The organism is Lentzea alba (genome assembly GCF_011067745.1).
Lineage (GTDB): Bacteria > Actinomycetota > Actinomycetes > Mycobacteriales > Pseudonocardiaceae > Lentzea > Lentzea alba.
Genome location: NZ_JAAMPJ010000013.1, coordinates 354486 through 371271 on the forward strand (window position 1 = coordinate 354486; position 16786 = coordinate 371271).

Sequence of the window (16786 nt, forward strand, 5' to 3'; positions counted from 1 at the left end):
GCGACCATCGCGCGATTGGGGCTTGACTTTGGGTGCGAGGTGCTACCGTGTTCGGATCGGCCGGGCGCTCTATCAGCCCGGCTTTTACAGGCCGATATGCGCCTCGCAAGGGCCCCGAAGTCAAGCCCCAATCGCAATCGTCGCGCAGCGGCGATGAAACGACCCGGCCCGTCTAACCGAACGCGCAGGTTTTGCCGTTCAACGTGAAGCCGGTGGGTGTGACGTTCGGACCCGCCGTGACAGCGTTGAACCGCAGCGACACCTCTCCGCCCGCCGCGATCGAACCGGCCCCGTCCTGGCTCATCGCGATCACGTCGGCGCCCATCTGGCGGGCCGTCATGCCCCAGGTCTCGCGGATCTGCTGGCCGCTCGGGAACCGCCAGCGCACCACCCACCGTGTCACCGGGGTCTGGTCGTGGTTGCGGACGACGAGCTCGGTGTGGAAGCCGTTGTGCCACTCCTTGGCGATGCGGTACGTGACGGCACAACCCGTCTTCGCGGGCGGCGCGGGTGGAGCGGGCGCGGCAGTCGTCGGGGCGGCAGCAGGCGGCGGGGGAGGAGCCGGAGCGGGGGTGGTGTCCAGGCCCTGGCACGGCGGGCCCCACAGGCCGAGGCCCGCCTTCGCGGCGGCCTGTTCCGGTTCGGTCAGGACCGGGTCGTCCTGTTGCGCGCGCGAGGCGCCCTTGCTCACGGCGAGGGTGGCGTAGTCGCTGTTGTCGGCCAGTCGCAGGGAGATGGCCGACTCCGAGGCGCGGCTGTAGCGGACGGGCTTGCCCAGCAGGGTCTCCTGGGCGAACTTCAGTGCGCCCGCCGACCAGCACTCCGCCGGTGCGGCGAGGCCCAGGACTCGTGCGCGCAGGCCGTTCGACAGCAACACGGTCCGGCTGTCCACGACCTCCTCGACCACTTCGGGGGCAGGCGGCATGACGGAGACGTACTGAGGAGGTGCGGACGGCGGCGTCGGCTGTGGCTGGCCCGGTGTTTCCGCGGCGCTCGTCGCGTAGGCGGCTACGACGAGAACGGCGAACGGCGTGTACAGGATCGGCCGGTGGTGCAGCGGTCTCAAAGATCCCCCGGTGCTGAGCTGAGCGTCCCAGTGGCGGCTGGAGGCGCAGCGTACGTCCCTTCGGCTGAGTGCGGGAAGCGCTTTCCGTGTGACGAAAGTCAGTTGTGACAATGAAACGTGCCGTTCGACGCTGTTCGAATCGAACAGCGTCGAACGGCACGGTCGATCAGTTGTAGTCGGCCCGGCAGTGCTGCGGACGGATCCGCTGCGCGGGCACGCTCTCCAGCGTCGGCACGACCGGCGCCATGGTGCCGTCGCGGTTGAACTTCAGCCGGTCGATCGTGGTCTCGCGGTGCATGCCGTCCCCGCCGGGGATGGCGAAGCGGTGGTACACCAGGTACCAGTCGTCGGTGCCGGGCACCTGCAGCATCGAGCTGTGGCCGGTGCCGAGCACGCCGAGCTTCGGGTCCTTCTGCAGGATCAGGCCGCGGTTGGTGAACGGGCCGAGCGGGCTCGACGCCGTCGCGTAACCGACGCGGTAGTCCTCACTGCGGGTGTCGTCGATGGACCAGCTCAGGTAGTAGGTGCCCTTGCGCTCCACCATGAACAGACCCTCGCGGAACCCGTCGAGCCCGTTGATCCGGGTGATCTTCGCCGGGTCGTACGACACCATGTCGGCGTTCAGCGGCACGACGTAGGCCTCGCCGTTGCCCCAGTACAGGTACGGCTGACCGGACTTGTCGATGAACACCGCCGGGTCGATCGCCTGGCCGCCACCGCTGGGGTTCTTCGCGATCAGCGGCTGGCCCGAGTCGACGAACGGGCCGGTCGGCGAGTCGGACACCGCGACACCGATCTTGGCCTCGGCGCAGAAGTAGAAGTAGTACTTGCCGTTCCGCTCCGCGATCGTCGGCGCCCACGCCCGGCTGTCCGCCCAGCTCACGTCCGGGCCGAGGTCGAGGATGACCCCCTCGTCCTTCCAGTCGACGAGGTTCTTCGACGACCAGGCGGAGAACTTGGTGCCGCTCCAGCCGTCGAACCCGTCGGTGGTCGCGTAGATGTAGTAGGTGTCCCCGAACGCGATGATGTTCGGGTCGGCGTTCAGGCCAGGCAGCACCGGGCTGCGCATCTCGTGCGCCTCGACCGTCCACTCACGACGGTCGCCCGCCGCGTTGGTGACCGTGAACTTCTTGGGCTTGCGCAGGTCGACCGTGCCACCTGGGGTGATCTTCGAACCGGGCGCGAGGCCGAACTTCGGGGAAAGCCTGCGCAGGTCCGTGCCGGGCTTCACCGGCAGCACCACGGTGCCGGCCGCGGAGTCGATCACCGCGGGCACCTTCAACGACGCCAGCTCGACGGAACGGATCACCGTGCTGTTCGACGGCAGCCCGGCGACCTCCTCGCCCGCCAGCGCGCGGTTGTACAGCCGGACGTCCTTCATCCTGCCGACGAGGTTCCTGTCCCCGGAGTAGACCGAGCGGCCCAGGTAGTTCGCCGCCGTCACGCCACCACCGATGTCGGACGGCTTGATGGTGACCGCGGAGTTGCGCGCCACCTCGACGCCGTCGAGGTACAGCACCTCCACGCCGTTGCCGACGGTCAGCGTCACGTTCTTCCAGACACCGCGCGGCAGGTTGCGCCCGGAGTTGACGCCCTGCTCGGTCGACCAGTTCCCGGTCGCGATCGCGCCGCGGTAGGCGTCACCTGTGCTGAACAGATAACCGTTGCCCCACCCGTTGGTGCCGGTGTTGCCGAACCCGTAGAGGAAGTACGGCGTCTGCTGCGCGGGATCCACCAGGACGTCGGCGGACACGGTGACCGCCGAAGCGCCGGTCAGCATGTTGTTCGGCAGCTGGACGTGCCCACCGGCCAGGGTCAGCGCCCCGCCGGACCACGACGTCTTGCCGGCCAGCACGCCGTCGTAACCGTGCCCGGTGGCGTCGGCCGCGACCGTTCCGGACGTGGCGTTGAGCGGCCAGTGCGCGACGAGCCCCTTCGAGTCCGCCTTGACCGGAGCCGGGGGAGCGGTGAGCCGGTTCAGTTCGGCCTGCGTCACCGGCAGCACCGTGCCGTGGCGCGGGGAGGCGGGCAGCTTGGCGCCGGTCGACATGGTCCACTTGCCGGACGCGAGGTCGGTGGTCTCGAACGGCACGTAGCCGCGGCCGCCGAACTCGTCGATGAACAGGTACCACTTGTTCTCGGTGTTGGACTTGAAGCCCGTCGGCCCCTCACCCGCGGAGAGCCCGGGGCTCGTCGAGGTGGCCTTGCCGATGCACTCCGCCACGAAGTCGTACTTGGGGTTGAGCAGGTCGGTCGACTTCTCCGCGGTGATGAACTTGCTGCACGGCGTCGTCGACGTGTTGTTCCGCTCGTCCTTGGTGTAGCGGTAGTAGGTGCCCTTGTCCTCGATGATCGTCGAGTCGATCACGGAGTAACCGGGGTCGATCCACACCTTCGCCGGGCTGAACGTGACGAAGTCGCGCGTGGTCGCGTACATCATCCGGTTGTAGGTGTCGCCGGTGTGGTTCGGGTCGTTCTCCGCGAAGAGCTTCGACGCCCAGTAGACGACGTACGTGCCGCGCTTGGCGTCCCAGAAGGCCTCCGGCGCCCACGTGTTGCCCGCGGTCGGCGGTGACACCTCGACGCTGCGCTGGCGGGACCAGTTCGCGAGGTCCGTCGACTCCCAGATCATGATCGACCGGCTGCCGTGGCGCTGCGCCGCGTCCCAGCCGTTGCCGCCGTTGATCTTCAGGTCGGTGGCCAGCAGGTAGAACTTGTCACCCTCGGGGGAGCGGAGGATGAACGGGTCGCGCACGCCGAGCTCACCGAGGCTCGACTTGAGGATCGGCTGGCCGTTGTTGAGCTCGGTGAAGCTGATCGGGTTGTTGCCGTTGCTGGCGGCCGCGTAGATCTGCTCGCCGTTCGGGCTGCCCTCACCGGTGAAGTAGAAGAAGCTGTAGCCCGCCAGCGGTTCCTTGGCCGGCAACGGCGGGACCGTGGCGGTGATCCGGCGGGTCGTGCTCTGGTACCCGCGGCTCACCTTGGCCGTCAGCACGACCTTCGCGGGCTTCGCCCCGGTGGCCGGGCGGGTCACCTCACCGGTCGGGGTGATCACCGACCGGTTCGACGACGTCCACGAGACCGTGGTGTCGCCGAGACCGGTCGACGGCAGGGTCAGGTGCCCGCGCACGTCCTCGACGTTCGGCACGGACAACGCCTCGGCGGCGGTCTTCACGACCGATTCGGCCGCGCTGGCGGGAACGGGAACCATGGCGGCCGCCACCGCCACAACGACGCCGAGGCGACGCAGGGAAAACAACATCGTTGTTGTGCCTTCCGATTGAAAAAGGGGATCAGGCCCTTCTCTTGGTCCACACGTCGTAGGCGACCGCCACGAGCAGGACCAGTCCCTTCACGAGCATCACGCGCTCGCTGGGCGCGCCGATCAGCGACATGCCGTTGTTGATCACGCCCATGATCAGGCCGCCTGTGATGGCGCCGACGACCTTGCCGACACCGCCCTGGACCGCCGCGCCGCCGATGAACGCCGCCGCGATCGCGTCCAGCTCGAACGCCGTGCCCGCGGTCGGACCGGCCTGGTTGAGCCGGCCCGCGAAGATGACGCCCGCCAGCGCGGCCAGCACGCCCATGTTCACGAACACCCAGAACGTGACGGCCTTGACCTTCACGCCGGACAGCGTGGCGGCCTGCAGGTTGCCGCCGATCGAGTAGATGTGCCGTCCGAACACGGAGTTGTTGGCCATCAGCGAGTAGCCGAGCGCCAGCGCCGCGAGCAGCACCAGCACCCACGGCAGGTTGCGGAACCTGGCCAGCTGCACCACGACCGCCATCACGACGACGCCGACGCCGAGGATCTTGAGCACGAACAACGGCATCGGGTCGACGGTCTGGCCGTAGCCCAGCCGGGCGGCCCGCTTGCGCCACTGCGACAACGCGAACCCGGCGACGAAGACGAGGCCGGCCAGCAGGCTCACCAGGTCGGCACCGCCGAGCGGGCCGAGGGCGATGTTGCCGAGGTAGCCGCCGGTGAAGCCGTTGGACAGCGACCGGATCGCGTCCGGGAACGGGCCGATGCCCTGGTTGCCCAGCGTCGTCAGCGTGAGCGCGCGGAACACCAGCATGCCGGCCAGCGTCACGATGAACGCGGGAATGCCGAAGTAGGCGATCCAGTAGCCCTGCGCCGCGCCGATGATCGCGCCCGCCACCAGGGTGAGCAGCACCGCGATCGGCCACGGGAGTCCCCATTGGACGGTCAGCACCGCGCAGATCGCACCCGTCAGCGCCACCGTCGAGCCGACCGAGAGGTCGATGTGCCCGCCGATGATCACCAGGATCATGCCGATCGCGAGGATCAGCACGTACGAGTTCTGCACGATGATGTTCGAGATGTTCTGCGGCTGCAGCAAAGCGCCATCGGTCAGGAACGCGAACAGCACGACGATCAGCGCGAACGCGACGTAGATCCCCGACTGCCGCAGGTTGATCGACATGCGGCTGGACGGCGCCGACGGTGCGGCGACCGTGGGAGGCGCGGTCTTCGTGGTCATGAGTTCTGTCCTCGGGTCATGTACTGCATCAGACGTTCCTGCGTGGCCTCTGCGCGGTCGAGCTCACCGGTGATCCGGCCTTCGGAGAGCGCGTAGACCCGGTCGCACAGGCCGAGCAGCTCGGGTAGTTCGGACGAGATCACCAGCACGGCCTTGCCCTGTGCGGCGAGGTCGTTGATGATCGAGTAGATCTCGTACTTCGCGCCGACGTCGATGCCGCGGGTGGGCTCGTCGAGGATCAGCACGTCCGGGTCGGTGAACATCCACTTCGCCAGCACGACCTTCTGCTGATTGCCACCGGACAACGTGCCGACCTGGGTCGACACCGCCGGGGTGCGGATGCCCATCGAGCGGCGGAACCGTTCCGCGACCGAGTACTCCTCGTTCTCGTTCACCCAGCCGCGGTTCGAGAGCTTGCCCAGCGCGGCGGCGGAGACGTTGCGCTGCACGCCCTCGATCAGGTTGAGGCCGTACCGCTTGCGGTCCTCGCTGACGTACGCGAGCCCGTGGCGGATCGCGGCCTGGACGGACCTGGTGTCGATCTCCACGCCGTCCTTCACGACCCGGCCGGAGATGCCGACGCCGTACGACCGGCCGAACACGCTCATCGCGAGCTCGGTGCGGCCGGCGCCCATCAGCCCGGCGAGACCGACGATCTCGCCGCGCCGCACGGACAGCGTGGCGTTGTCGACGACGACGCGGTCAGGCTGGGCCGGGCTGTGCACGGTCCAGTCCTCGATCCGCAGCACCTCGTCACCGATGTCGGGGGTGCGCGGCGGGAACCGGTGCTCCAGGTCGCGGCCGACCATGCCCGCGATGATCCGGTCCTCGGTCAGGCCCGCCGCCGGCAGCGTTTCGATGGTCTTGCCGTCGCGCAGCACCGTGACGGTGTCGGCGATCTTGATGACCTCGTTGAGCTTGTGCGAGATGATCACCGAGGTGATGCCTTCGTCGCGCAGGCCGTCGAGCAGGTCGAGCAGGTGCTGCGAGTCGTCGTCGTTCAACGCCGCGGTCGGCTCGTCCAGGATCAGCAGACTGACCTCTTTGGACAGTGCCTTGGCGATCTCGACCAGCTGCTGCTTGCCGACGCCGAGGTCGTTGACCGGTGTCGTGGGGTTCTCCCGGAGCCCCACGCGGTCGAGCAGAGCCTGCGCCTCGTGGTTGGTGCGGTTCCAGTCGATGAACCCGCGCCGTGACCTCTCGTTGCCCAGGAACAGGTTCTCCGCGACCGAGAGCTGGCCGCACAGCGCGAGTTCCTGGTGAATGATCACGATGCCGCGGCGCTCGCTGTCGCGCACGCCGTGGAACGCGCAGGGCTCGCCGGCGAAGACGATCTCGCCTTCGTACGTGCCGTGGGGATGCACCCCGGACAGCACCTTCATCAGCGTGGACTTGCCGGCGCCGTTCTCTCCGCAGATCGCGTGGATCTCACCGCGCCGCACGCTCAAGGAGACGTCGTGCAGCGCGGTGACTCCCGCGAACCTCTTGGTGATGCCACGCATCGCCAGGATTTCGTCGGACACGTGATCTACCTGAGCTGGTCGGCGGTGTAGTAGCCGGAGTCGATCAGCTCTTTCTTGTAGTTGTCCTTGTCGACGGGGACGGGCTGCAGCAGGAACGACGGCACGACCTTCACGCCGTTGTCGTAGTCCTTGGTGTTGTTCACCTCGGGCTTGCCGCCCTTGAGCACCGCGTCGGCCATCTTCACCGTGACGTCGGCGAGCTGACGGGTGTCCTTGTGGATCGTCGAGTACTGCTCACCGGCGATGATCGACTTCACCGACGCGACCTCGGCGTCCTGACCGGTCACGATCGGGTAAGCGTTCCCGGCCGTGCCGTAGCCGCCGCTCTTGAGCGCCGACAGGATGCCGATCGAGATGCCGTCGTACGGGGAGAGCACGCCGTCGACCTTGGCACCGCCGTAGGTCGAGGTGAGGATGTCCTCCATGCGCTTCTGCGCGGTGGCCGGGTCCCAGCGCAGGATCGCGACCGTCTTGAAGTCCTTCTGGCCGGACTTCACGGTCAGCTTGCCCTGGTCGATGAGCGGCTGCAGGACGGACATGGCGCCGTTGAAGAAGAACGTGGCGTTGTTGTCGTCCGGCGAGCCCGCGAACAGCTCGATGTTGAACGGACCCTCGCCGCGCGTCTTCAGGCCCTTGAGGAGCGAGTTCGCCTGCTCCACACCGACCTTGAAGTTGTCGAAGGTAGCGTAGTAGTCGACGTTCGGGCTCTTGCGGATCAGCCGGTCGTAGGCGACCACCGGGATCTTGGCGTCCGCCGCCTGCTGCAGCTGGGACGTGATCGCGGTGCCGTCGATCGAGGCGACGATCAGGAGCTTGGCGCCCTTGGTGATCTGGTTCTCGATCTGGTTCGCCTGGGTGGGGATGTCGTTCTCGGCGTACTGGAGATCGACCTTGTAGCCCTTCTCTTCCAGGGCCTTCTTGATGTTGTCGCCGTCGTGGATCCATCGTTCCGACGACCGGGTCGGCATGGTGACGCCCACCAGCGCGCCTTCGCTCGAACCGCTCTGCTGATCGATCGTCTTCTCTGCCGAACCGCAGGCCGAGAGCGTGAGAACCAGCGCGGCGGCGGCGATGTGCGGGAACCTCATAGGCGGCGAGTGTTATCGCTAACATCAGGCTCGTCAAGGGCTTGTTAACTCTGAAACCAAATTGATGTTAGCGCTCACAGCGTGGTCGCGCGGCTAACCTGCGGGCATGCTCGCGAGGCGCGGGGTTCGTCCGCTCCGGCACTGTACTGGGTTCGCGCCGGTTCCCGTGAAAACGACCTGAAATGCCGCGTTGTCGGATTCGCCCGCGATGAAAGCAGGCCGTACTGCCCCTGGGGTGGTCAGCCTGAGCAGGTCGCCCGAGGGCGTCCCTTCGAGGCTGTAGCTGACCGGTCCGCCGCTGAACGCCCGGACGATGTGCCGATCGACCGCGGGCATGGCCGATGACGCTCGCGGGTCAGCCTCGACGTCGATCGAGGTCATGAGCGCACCTTCAGCGACGGACAGCCGCGCACACCACGTGACGTGTGATGTCCGCCTGACCCCACCGGCCGCCCTCTGTCCACTATGGAGGTACATGGTGGACAGAAGGGGACGTCGAACCGGTTAAACGCGCAGGCCGCGGCGCAGTGCCTCCACCTCGTCGTCGAACATCCGGCGTGAGATGGCCGCGGCCTCGACCAGCGACGAGCCGTGGAACGTGGCGGGGTAGTGGCGCAACTCGGTCGGCACGCCCGCGTGCGCGAGCCGTCGGGCGTACTCGATGCCCTCGTCGCGCAGCGGGTCGTACTGGCAGGTCGTCACGAACGCGGGTGGCAGCCCGGACAGGTCGGTGGCGCGGGCGGGCGCGGCGTAGGGCGAGACGTCGTCGCCACCCGGCTCGGTGCCCAGGTAGGAGGTCCAGCTGTAGATCGCGTTGGGGCGGTTCCACAGCGGGGTGTCGACGTAGTCCCGCATCGACTCGGTGTCCAGGCGGTCGTCGAGCTCGGGGATGCCGAGGAGCTGGAAGCACAGCTCGGGTCCGCCGCGGTCCCGAGCCATCAGCACGGTTCCGGCGGTGAGGCCGCCACCGGCGCTTTCGCCGCCGACACCGATGCGCTCGGGGTCGATGCCCAGCTCGTCGGCGTTCTTCGCGACCCACTGCAGCGCCGCGTAGCAGTCCTCGACCGGCGCGGGGAAGGGATGTTCGGGTGCGAGCCGGTAGTCGACCGACACGATGACGATGCCCAGCTCGTCGACCAGCCGCAGCACCGGGGAGTGGAACATGTCGAGGTCGCCGAGGACGAACCCGCCACCGTGGATGTAGACCAGGCCCGGCACCGCCTCCGTGCGGTTCGCCGGGCTGTAGACGCGCACCGGCACGTCCGGGGCTCCGTCGGGACCGGGGACCGTGGTGTCGCGGACGTCGACGGGGTTCGTCGGCTCGTACGCCGGCATGACGGCGACGAGTTGCCCCTGCTCGCCGCGCGCGGCGAGCAGTGCGTCGTAGTCGGCCAGGGCCACCTTGGGCAGCATGTCCAGCCAGGGGAGCAGTTCGGCATCGATGGCGTAGCTCATGGGGTGAATCCTCGGCTCGGTCCGGCGGTGGGGGCCAGCCGACACGTGGCGGGAAGTTCGGACGCCTGACCAGCCATCTGTCGGGGTTATGGTGAACCGATGAGAGGCCTGCTGCTGAGGTTGTCCGGGCTGGACGCCGACGCCGAGAGCGCGGTGCGGGTGATCGGGTTCTTCGATCGCCTCATCACCGAGCGCGTGGGTCTGGACGCCCTGGTGCGCAGCACGGCGGAACTGGCCGGGTGCCCGGTCGGCCTGCACGCGCCCGGCCAGGGACTGATGCTGCGGGCCGATGGCGGTGGCGCGGTCACGGCGGGGCCGGTGCCGAAGAGCGCGGTGGTCCGGGGCCTCGAGGGCGGGGTCGAGGTCTGGGTCGCGCGCGAGGGCGCGCCCGCGCCGTTGGACGACATGTTGCTGGAGCGCTTCGCGATCGCCGCCGCGGTGTTGCTGGAGCACTCCAGCGTGCCGTTGCCGGAACTCGGCGATCCCGCGCTGATCGAGCTGGTGCTCTCCGAAGGTGTCGGCACCGCGGAACGATCACGGGCGCTGCACCTGCTCGGCATCGTCGCCACAGCGCCGTTGCGGGTGCTGGCGGCCATCGGCGACGTCGCCGGGAGGTCGGTGCTGCTGGGCAACGTGCGGGCGGTGCTCGCCACCGAGGTCCCGCCGGCGTGCGGACGCCTCGGGGTGGGGCCGTTGCTGCCGGCGATCGACGCGGCCAGGTCGTGGCAGGCCGCGCGCGTCGCGCTCAAGTACACATCGGACAGTGAACCGGTGGTGTGGTGGGAGAAGCTCGGCAGTCTTGCGCACATCGCCGAGCAGCTGAGCCCCGCGGACGTCGCCGCGTTGCCCGACGTCCAGGCGCTCGACCGGCTGGCCGCCGAGCCGGGCCTGATCACGGTGCTGGACGCGTTGTGCGGCACCGGTTCGGTGCGCAAGGCCGCAGCCGCGTTGCACCGGCACCACAGCACGATGACGGCCCGGCTGGCCCGGGCCGAGTCGATGCTCGGGTTCGAGCTCGACTCGGCGTCGGGTCGTTTCAGGCTGCACCTTGCGTTGATGTTGCGGCGGTTGCGCGACAACTCGGCGTGATGGACTGGCGGTGCTGCCGGGCCTGCTTGGGCATGTTCCAGCCCACCACGCCGACGAGCTCGCCCTCGCGGTGATAGTGCGCCACGAAACGACGTTCGCTCAGGCTTCCCTCCACAACGGACATTCCCGGTCCGACGAACCCGTGGACGTGGATCTTCGCGTCGAACTGGTCGGTCCAGAAGTACGGCACGGGGGTGTAGGGCTGGTCGGCGCCGAGGACGTTGCCCGCGACGGCGATGGCCTGCTCGGTGGCGTTGGTCCGGTTCTCCAGTCGCACCAGTCTGCCGAGCGTCTCGTGGTGCCAGCGGGCGACGTCACCGACGGCCCAGATGCCGTCGGCGGCACGGCAGCGGGAGTCGCACACGATGCCGTTGCCGAGCACGAGTCCGCTGTTCTGCAACCAGTCGGTCGCGGGAGCGGAGCCGAACGCCACCACGACGAGATCGGCGGGCAGCACCTCGCCGGTCTCCAGCAGCACGCCGTGGTCGTCGACTTCGGTGACCGCCGCCCCGAGACGCAGGTCGACGCCTTGAGAGGTGTGCAGTTCGGCGAGCAGTCCGGCGACCACCGGGCCGAGCTGCAGTGCCATCGGGGCCTGCTGCGGGCCGGCCAGGGTGACCGCGACGCCCATCTGGCGTGCGGTCGCGGCGATCTCGGCTCCCAGCACGCCGTCCCCGACCACGACCGCGCGCGAGCAGTTCAGCAGGTCCGAGCGCAACGCCAGTGCGTCGTCGAGCGTCCGGAGCGTGGGCTGACCGCGCAACGTGCGTGGCCGCAGTCCGGTGGCCAGCACGATGTTGTCGGCCTTGAGCACGCGACCGGACGCTGTGTGCACGGCCCGTTCGGTGACGTCGAGGTGCACCGCCGGGTCGCCGAGCACGAACGTGGCGTCCAGCGCGGCGAGCGCCTCCGCCGACCGCAACTGCGCTCTGGCGGGTTCCCAGGTGCCGGACAGGACCTGTTTGGACAGTGGCGGCCGGTCGTAGGGCAGGTGCGGTTCGGCGCCGAGAATCGTGAGCGGGCCGGTGTACCCCTTGCGGCGCAGCGCCTCGGCGGTGGCGAGGCCCGCGGCCGAGGCGCCGACGATCAGCGTCACGACGTCACCGAGATGGCGGCGGCGGGGCAGACGCTGGCGGCCTCGTGCACGAGCGAGTGCAGCTCGGCGGGCGGTGCCTCGTCGAGCAGCACCACGATGCCGTCCTCGTCGCGCTGGTCGAACACGTCGGGCGCGAGCAGCACGCAGGTGCCGGCTCCGCAGCACTTGTCCTGGTCCACGGTGATCTTCATGGGGTGGTTCCTTCACTACGAGTCGTTGGTGACCGGCGCGAGCCACAACCCGACGAGGGCGTCGATGAGGCCGGTCGCGGCGTCGTGCCAGGTGGCACGCGGGGTAGGGGTGTTGTCGGCGAGAGCGCGCTCGCGTTCGCCGATCATGTGCACGAGCAGCTGGCGCGCCATGTCCAGGCGTTCGGCCCGCACCTCGTCCGACAGGTCCGGTGTGCAGGAGTTCAGGCCCGCCATGACCCGCACGAGCGACGGCGACGACTGCGTCTCCTCGACGATGATCGGCCGCAGCGTCGGGTCGGTCATGACCTGGGCGCCGAACCGCGCGAACCAGGTGGGGCTGCCGGCCGCCGCCAGGTGCTCGGTGACCGGCCGCACCAGGCACGAGAGCCACCAGCGGATGTCCGCGTCGGGACCGGCTTGGGCGACCATGCCCTGGCGGATCTCCTCGATCTGCGCCAGGTGCTTGCGTGCGATCGCCCGCACGAGGTCGGCCTTGGTGCCGAAGTGATAGCCGACGGCCGTGTTGTTGCCCTGCCCGGCGGCCTCGCTGACCTGCCGGTTCGAGACAGCCACCACCCCGTGCTCGGCGAACAGGCGTTCCGCCGCCGCCAGGATCAGCTCGCGGGTGGCGTGCACCCGGTCCGCCCGTGACGGGTTGTCGTCGACCTTGTTCATCAGATCACCATCGCACCGGTAGTTCCACGAGCCCGCCGACGACGAGCCCCTCGACTCGACGTAGATCTTCCACCGCGACCGCCAGGTCCAGCGACGGGAGCTTGCGCAGCAGCACCTCGAGCACCACCTGCAGCTCGGTGCGGGCCAGCGGCTGGCCGAGGCACGCGTGCGCGCCGGCGCCGAACGCCAGGTGCTGGTTGGGGGTGCGGGCCAGGTCCATTTCGGACGCGCGGGCGAACGCCTCCTCGTCGCGGTTCGCCGCGGCCATGCTGCACATCGCGGTCGTGCCGCGCGGCAGCACGGTTCCGGCGATCTCGACGTCCTCGGTGATGTAGCGGCTCATGCCGATGCCCGCGTTGGCGTCCAGCCGCAGCGACTCCTCGACGGCGGTGCGCACCAGCGACGGGTCGGCGAGCAGCGACTCCCAGCGGCTGCGGTCGGACAGCAGCATCGCGACCATCTTCGTGATCATGTTCGCGGTCGTCTCGTGCCCGGCGATCAGCAGTCCGATGCCGGTGGCGATCAGCGTGGCGTCGGACATCGGTTCCGGATCGGTGATCAACGCGCTGAGGATGTCCTCGCCAGGGTTCGCGCGCTTCAACGCCACGTGTCCCGCCATGTACCGCGTGAACTCCTGCTCCGCCGCCTTCATCTCGGCGGTGCTGAAGCGGGTCATGCTGAGCATGACGTCCGACCAGTGCGAGAACCGGTCGCGGTCGGCGTCGGGCACACCGAGCATGTCGCAGATCACCCACACCGGCAGCGGGAAACCGAGGCTCGCCTTGAGGTCCGCGGGCGTGCCCTTGGCGACCATGTCGTCGATCAGCTGCTCGGCCATCGCGGCGATGCCCGGCCGCAGCGCGTTCATCCGCTTGGCGGTGAACCACTTGCCGATGCCGCGCCGCCAGACCAGGTGCGCCTCGCCGTGCTGCGGGATCACGCTCGCCATGTCGCTGTTGAAGATGCCGCCGTCCTCGGAGTCCGCGACGCGCGCGGAGTCGTCGCCGGGAGTGGGCCGGGTGAACCGCGGGTCGGACAGGATCTGCCGGACGTCCTCGTGCCGGGTGATCAGCGCGGCCTGGTCACCGCTGGCGAGTTTCACATGTGCCACCGGGCATTTCGAGCGCAGCTCGGCCCACTCGGCGGGCGGTTCGAGCGCGGCGTCGACGGGGAACGGGAAACGGGGCAGATCGTCTACTTCGGACATGGGGAGTTCCTTCGTGGTGGGCGGTGTCTCTTTTCCAACATGCCCACCCCGATGGTTTAAGTCAAGCGACTGACTTAGGATGGGTGACGTGCTCCTCGAAGAAACGCGACCGGTGACCCGGCCGAACGTGGTGGTGGCCGTGCTGGCGATGGGCGGCATCGTCGTCTCGCTGATGCAGACGCTGGTCATCCCGCTGCTGCCGAGATTTCCGCAGCTCCTGGGCTCGTCACCGTCCGACACGACGTGGGTGATCACCTCGACGCTGCTCGCCAGCGCGGTCGCGACGCCCGTCGTCGGCCGGCTGGGCGACATGGTCGGCAAGCGCCGCATGCTCCTGATCAGCCTGGTGATGCTGGTGGTGGGCTCGGTGATCGCCGCGTTCAGCTACTCGCTGCTGCCGCTGATCGTCGGACGCGTCGTGCAGGGCCTCGCGGTCGGCGTGATCCCGCTCGGCATCAGCATCATGCGCGACGAACTGCCGCTGGAACGGCTGCCCGGCGCGACCGCGCTGATGAGCGCCTCGCTGGGCGTCGGCGGCGCGCTCGGCCTGCCCGCGGCGGCGTTCCTGGTCGAGCAGACCGACTGGCACATGCTGTTCTGGACGTCCGCTGCCGCCGGGGTGATCGTGCTGGTCGCGGTCCTGGTCGTGGTGCCGGAGTCCCCGGTCCGCGGCGGCGGCCGGTTCGACTTCCCCGGCGCCTTGGGTCTCTCGGTCGCGCTGGTCTGCCTGCTGCTCGGCGTGTCCAAGGCGTCCACGTGGAGCGCCGGTGCCACGACGGGCCTGTTCGCGACCGCGGCCGTGACGCTGGCGGCGTGGGGCTGGTGGGAGCTGCGGTCGGTGCAGCCGTTGGTCGATCTGCGCACCACGGCACGTCGTCAGGTGTTGCTGACCAACGTCGCCTCGGCGGTGTTCGCGTTCTCGATGTTCGCGCAGTCGCTGGTGCTGCCGCAGATCCTGCAGCTGCCGGTGGCCACCGGCCACGGGCTCGGGCAGTCGTTGCTCGTCACCGGTCTCGTGCTGGTGCCGTCCGGACTGGTCATGATGGTGATGGCACCGGTGTCCGCGCGGATCACGACGGCCCGCGGCCCGCGCGCGACGTTGCTGCTGGGCACCGTCGTGGTCGCTGCGGGTTACGGCGCGGGCGTTTTCCTGATGACCGCGGTGTGGCACCTCGTGATCGTGTCGGCCGTGATCGGCGCCGGCATCGGCCTGGCCTACGGCGCGATGCCCGCCCTGATCATGGGTGCGGTGCCGACGTCGGAAACCGCCGCCGCCAACAGCCTCAACACGCTGATGCGCGCGATCGGCACGTCGGTCTCCAGCGCCGTGGCGGGCGTCGTGCTCACCCAGGTGACGATCCCGTTCAGCTTCAAACTGATCATGGGCCTGGGCGCCGCGACCGCGCTCGTGGCGTGCGTGGTCGCGGCGTTCATCCCGCAGGTCAGCCGAAAAACTCCGTGAGCTCACGGGCGACGGCGTCGGGCTGCTCCTCGGAGAGCCAGTGCCCGGCGTTGATCGCCACGACCTTGGAGTCGGTCGCGACGTTCGGCAGCGCCGCGACCATCTGGTCGTACGACAGCACGGACGCGAGCCCCAGCACCGGCGGCGTCAGCTTGGCGTACGTCTTGCCGTCGGCGATGTCCTGGTGGAACGCCTTGTACCAGCCGTTGCCCGCCCGGATGGCGTCCGGCGAGTTGTAGGCCCGCGCGTAGATCTGCCTGGACCGCTCGTCGATCGCGTCCGGGTTGAACGCGGTGTTCGCGAACAGCCAGTCGAGCAGGAACCGGAACCGCCCGGCGAGCAACTGCTCCGGCAGCGTCTGGACCTGGTTGAACGCGAACCACCACAGGCTGAACTGACCGGGCGGAGGCAGCAGCGGGATCTGGTAGTAGCCCTCGTCCGGGTGCAGCACGTCCATCAACGCCACCTTGCGCGTGGCGGCGGGAAAGTTGGCCGCGAAGCTGAACGCGACCTGGCTGCCGATGTCGTGCCCGGCGACGCCGACCTTCTCGTAGCCGAGCTTCCTGACCAGCTCGTGGATGTCGGTCGCCATCGTCTTCTTGTCGTAACCGCCAGCGGGCTTCTCCGACCCGCCCATGCCCCGCAGGTCCACCGCGATCACCCGGAACTTGGTGGCGAGCGCGGGCATGATCTTGTGGTACTCCCACCACGTCTGCGGCCAGCCCGGCAACAGCACGAGCGGCTCACCGCGCCCGCCCGTGACGTAGTGCAGGCGCACACCGTTGACCTGGGCGTAGTTGTGCTGGAAACCGGGAAGGCTCGCCTCGCGGCTGTCTGCGGCCGCGGCTCCGGTGCTCGCTCCCAGCGCGACGCCGGCACCTAACGCGAACACACCGCGTCTGCTCAACTCTGACATCTCAGACCCCCATCTGAACGCTCGGCACGCGCCGAGCAGGGGTGCAGCCTAGGTCTAGACGGTCGCAGTTGGACAGGCGATACCGGGCCGGGTCGTTTCATCGCCGCTGCGCGACGATTGCGATTGGGGCTTGACTTCGGGCCCTTGCGAGGCGCATTTTTGCCTTCAAAAGCCGGGCTGATAGAGCGCCCGGCCGATCCGAACACGGTAGCACCTCGCACCCAAAGTCAAGCCCCAATCGCGCAGTGGTCGCCTTATAACCGCTTGCCCAACGCGACAAAGAGGAAGACGGCTCGCTTCGCTTCGCCACGACATTACCCGTGGCGATCAGACGGCGGCATGGAGAAGATTTCTTCGGGGCGTGCGATGCTCGTCCATCCAGCGGGGCGCGTAGAACGTGGGGATGCCGTGCTCCATTGTCACGTCCCATTCACTTTGGTGGATGAGCGTGTGGTGATGGCGGCACAGGAGAACGGCATTGTCGACGGAGGTGTCGCCGCCGTCCGACCA

The 16786-nt window shown here is 68.7% G+C and carries 14 protein-coding genes and 1 pseudogene; 2 read left to right on the forward strand and 13 right to left on the reverse strand.

Annotated features, from left to right (window positions below; genetic code table 11):
• Window positions 1-172: 172 nt before the first annotated feature.
• From G7043_RS38115 to G7043_RS38145, 7 genes are all read right to left on the reverse strand, one after another.
• A complete protein-coding gene (locus tag G7043_RS38115; protein ID WP_166053530.1) occupies window positions 173-1066 on the reverse strand; it encodes a cellulose binding domain-containing protein in 894 nt (297 codons plus the stop codon).
• 166 nt (window positions 1067-1232) lie between these two features.
• A complete protein-coding gene (locus tag G7043_RS38120; RefSeq protein ID WP_166053531.1) occupies window positions 1233-4328 on the reverse strand; it encodes a family 43 glycosylhydrolase in 3096 nt (1031 codons plus the stop codon).
• Window positions 4329-4359: 31 nt separating this feature from the next.
• Window positions 4360-5574, reverse strand: coding sequence for a multiple monosaccharide ABC transporter permease (gene mmsB / locus G7043_RS38125; protein ID WP_166053532.1), 1215 nt, complete (start codon window positions 5572-5574; stop codon window positions 4360-4362).
• Window positions 5571-7076: a multiple monosaccharide ABC transporter ATP-binding protein gene (gene mmsA, locus G7043_RS38130; RefSeq protein ID WP_166053582.1), complete on the reverse strand. Its 1506-nt coding sequence runs from the start codon at window positions 7074-7076 to the stop codon at window positions 5571-5573. The genes mmsB and mmsA overlap by 4 nt, the downstream gene beginning before the upstream one ends.
• Before the next feature lie 26 nt (window positions 7077-7102).
• Window positions 7103-8185 (reverse strand): multiple monosaccharide ABC transporter substrate-binding protein, encoded by a 1083-nt coding sequence (gene chvE, locus G7043_RS38135; protein ID WP_166053533.1) that lies wholly within the window; start codon window positions 8183-8185, stop codon window positions 7103-7105.
• Between the two features lie 93 nt (window positions 8186-8278).
• Window positions 8279-8566: a hypothetical protein gene (locus tag G7043_RS38140; protein WP_166053534.1), complete on the reverse strand. Its 288-nt coding sequence runs from the start codon at window positions 8564-8566 to the stop codon at window positions 8279-8281.
• Window positions 8567-8689: 123 nt separating this feature from the next.
• Entirely contained in the window at window positions 8690-9640 is a 951-nt protein-coding gene (locus tag G7043_RS38145) for an alpha/beta hydrolase (protein ID WP_166053535.1), read from the reverse strand.
• A 99-nt stretch (window positions 9641-9739) separates the two neighbouring features.
• Between G7043_RS38145 and G7043_RS38150 the strand changes: the two genes are divergently transcribed.
• Complete coding sequence (locus G7043_RS38150; RefSeq protein WP_166053536.1) at window positions 9740-10729, forward strand: helix-turn-helix domain-containing protein; 990 nt, start codon at window positions 9740-9742, stop codon at window positions 10727-10729.
• On the opposite strand, the gene G7043_RS38155 is transcribed toward G7043_RS38150, so the two are convergent.
• From G7043_RS38155 to G7043_RS38170, 4 genes are read right to left on the reverse strand one after another with little or no spacing between them, the layout of a single operon-like run.
• Complete coding sequence (locus G7043_RS38155) at window positions 10677-11816, reverse strand: NAD(P)/FAD-dependent oxidoreductase (protein ID WP_166053583.1); 1140 nt, start codon at window positions 11814-11816, stop codon at window positions 10677-10679. The two genes, G7043_RS38150 and G7043_RS38155, sit on opposite strands and share 53 nt — an antisense overlap.
• Before the next feature lie 5 nt (window positions 11817-11821).
• Complete coding sequence (locus G7043_RS38160) at window positions 11822-12016, reverse strand: ferredoxin (protein WP_086664805.1); 195 nt, start codon at window positions 12014-12016, stop codon at window positions 11822-11824.
• A 15-nt stretch (window positions 12017-12031) separates the two neighbouring features.
• Window positions 12032-12691, reverse strand: a complete 660-nt coding sequence (locus G7043_RS38165) for a TetR/AcrR family transcriptional regulator (protein ID WP_166053537.1) — start codon at window positions 12689-12691, stop codon at window positions 12032-12034.
• Window positions 12692-12695: 4 nt separating this feature from the next.
• Entirely contained in the window at window positions 12696-13898 is a 1203-nt protein-coding gene (locus G7043_RS38170) for a cytochrome P450 (protein WP_166053538.1), read from the reverse strand.
• A gap of 79 nt (window positions 13899-13977) precedes the next feature.
• Here G7043_RS38170 and G7043_RS38175 point away from each other — a divergent pair, with 79 nt between their 5' ends.
• Window positions 13978-15360, forward strand: coding sequence for an MFS transporter (locus G7043_RS38175; RefSeq protein ID WP_166053539.1), 1383 nt, complete (start codon window positions 13978-13980; stop codon window positions 15358-15360).
• Here G7043_RS38175 and G7043_RS38180 read toward each other — a convergent pair.
• Both G7043_RS38180 and G7043_RS47810 read right to left on the reverse strand, forming a co-directional pair.
• Complete coding sequence (locus G7043_RS38180) at window positions 15341-16276, reverse strand: alpha/beta fold hydrolase (protein ID WP_166053540.1); 936 nt, start codon at window positions 16274-16276, stop codon at window positions 15341-15343. The genes G7043_RS38175 and G7043_RS38180 overlap by 20 nt on opposite strands.
• 327 nt (window positions 16277-16603) lie before the next feature.
• Window positions 16604-16786, reverse strand: a pseudogene (locus G7043_RS47810) (HNH endonuclease); the annotation flags it as partial.

Excerpts from the sequence above, each read along its gene's own strand:
- G7043_RS38120 (WP_166053531.1), bottom strand. The coding sequence starts at position 4,328 with ATGTTGTTTTCCCTGCGTCGCCTCGGCGTCGTTGTGGCGGTGGCGGCC.
- mmsB (WP_166053532.1), bottom strand. The coding sequence starts at position 5,574 with ATGACCACGAAGACCGCGCCTCCCACGGTCGCCGCACCGTCGGCGCCG.
- mmsA (WP_166053582.1), bottom strand. The coding sequence starts at position 7,076 with ATGCGTGGCATCACCAAGAGGTTCGCGGGAGTCACCGCGCTGCACGAC.
- chvE (WP_166053533.1), bottom strand. The coding sequence starts at position 8,185 with ATGAGGTTCCCGCACATCGCCGCCGCCGCGCTGGTTCTCACGCTCTCG.
- G7043_RS38140 (WP_166053534.1), bottom strand. The coding sequence starts at position 8,566 with ATGACCTCGATCGACGTCGAGGCTGACCCGCGAGCGTCATCGGCCATG.
- G7043_RS38145 (WP_166053535.1), bottom strand. The coding sequence starts at position 9,640 with ATGAGCTACGCCATCGATGCCGAACTGCTCCCCTGGCTGGACATGCTG.
- G7043_RS38150 (WP_166053536.1), top strand. The coding sequence starts at position 9,740 with ATGAGAGGCCTGCTGCTGAGGTTGTCCGGGCTGGACGCCGACGCCGAG.
- G7043_RS38160 (WP_086664805.1), bottom strand. The coding sequence starts at position 12,016 with ATGAAGATCACCGTGGACCAGGACAAGTGCTGCGGAGCCGGCACCTGC.
- G7043_RS38165 (WP_166053537.1), bottom strand. The coding sequence starts at position 12,691 with ATGAACAAGGTCGACGACAACCCGTCACGGGCGGACCGGGTGCACGCC.
- G7043_RS38170 (WP_166053538.1), bottom strand. The coding sequence starts at position 13,898 with ATGTCCGAAGTAGACGATCTGCCCCGTTTCCCGTTCCCCGTCGACGCC.
- G7043_RS38175 (WP_166053539.1), top strand. The coding sequence starts at position 13,978 with ATGGGTGACGTGCTCCTCGAAGAAACGCGACCGGTGACCCGGCCGAAC.
- G7043_RS38180 (WP_166053540.1), bottom strand. The coding sequence starts at position 16,276 with ATGTCAGAGTTGAGCAGACGCGGTGTGTTCGCGTTAGGTGCCGGCGTC.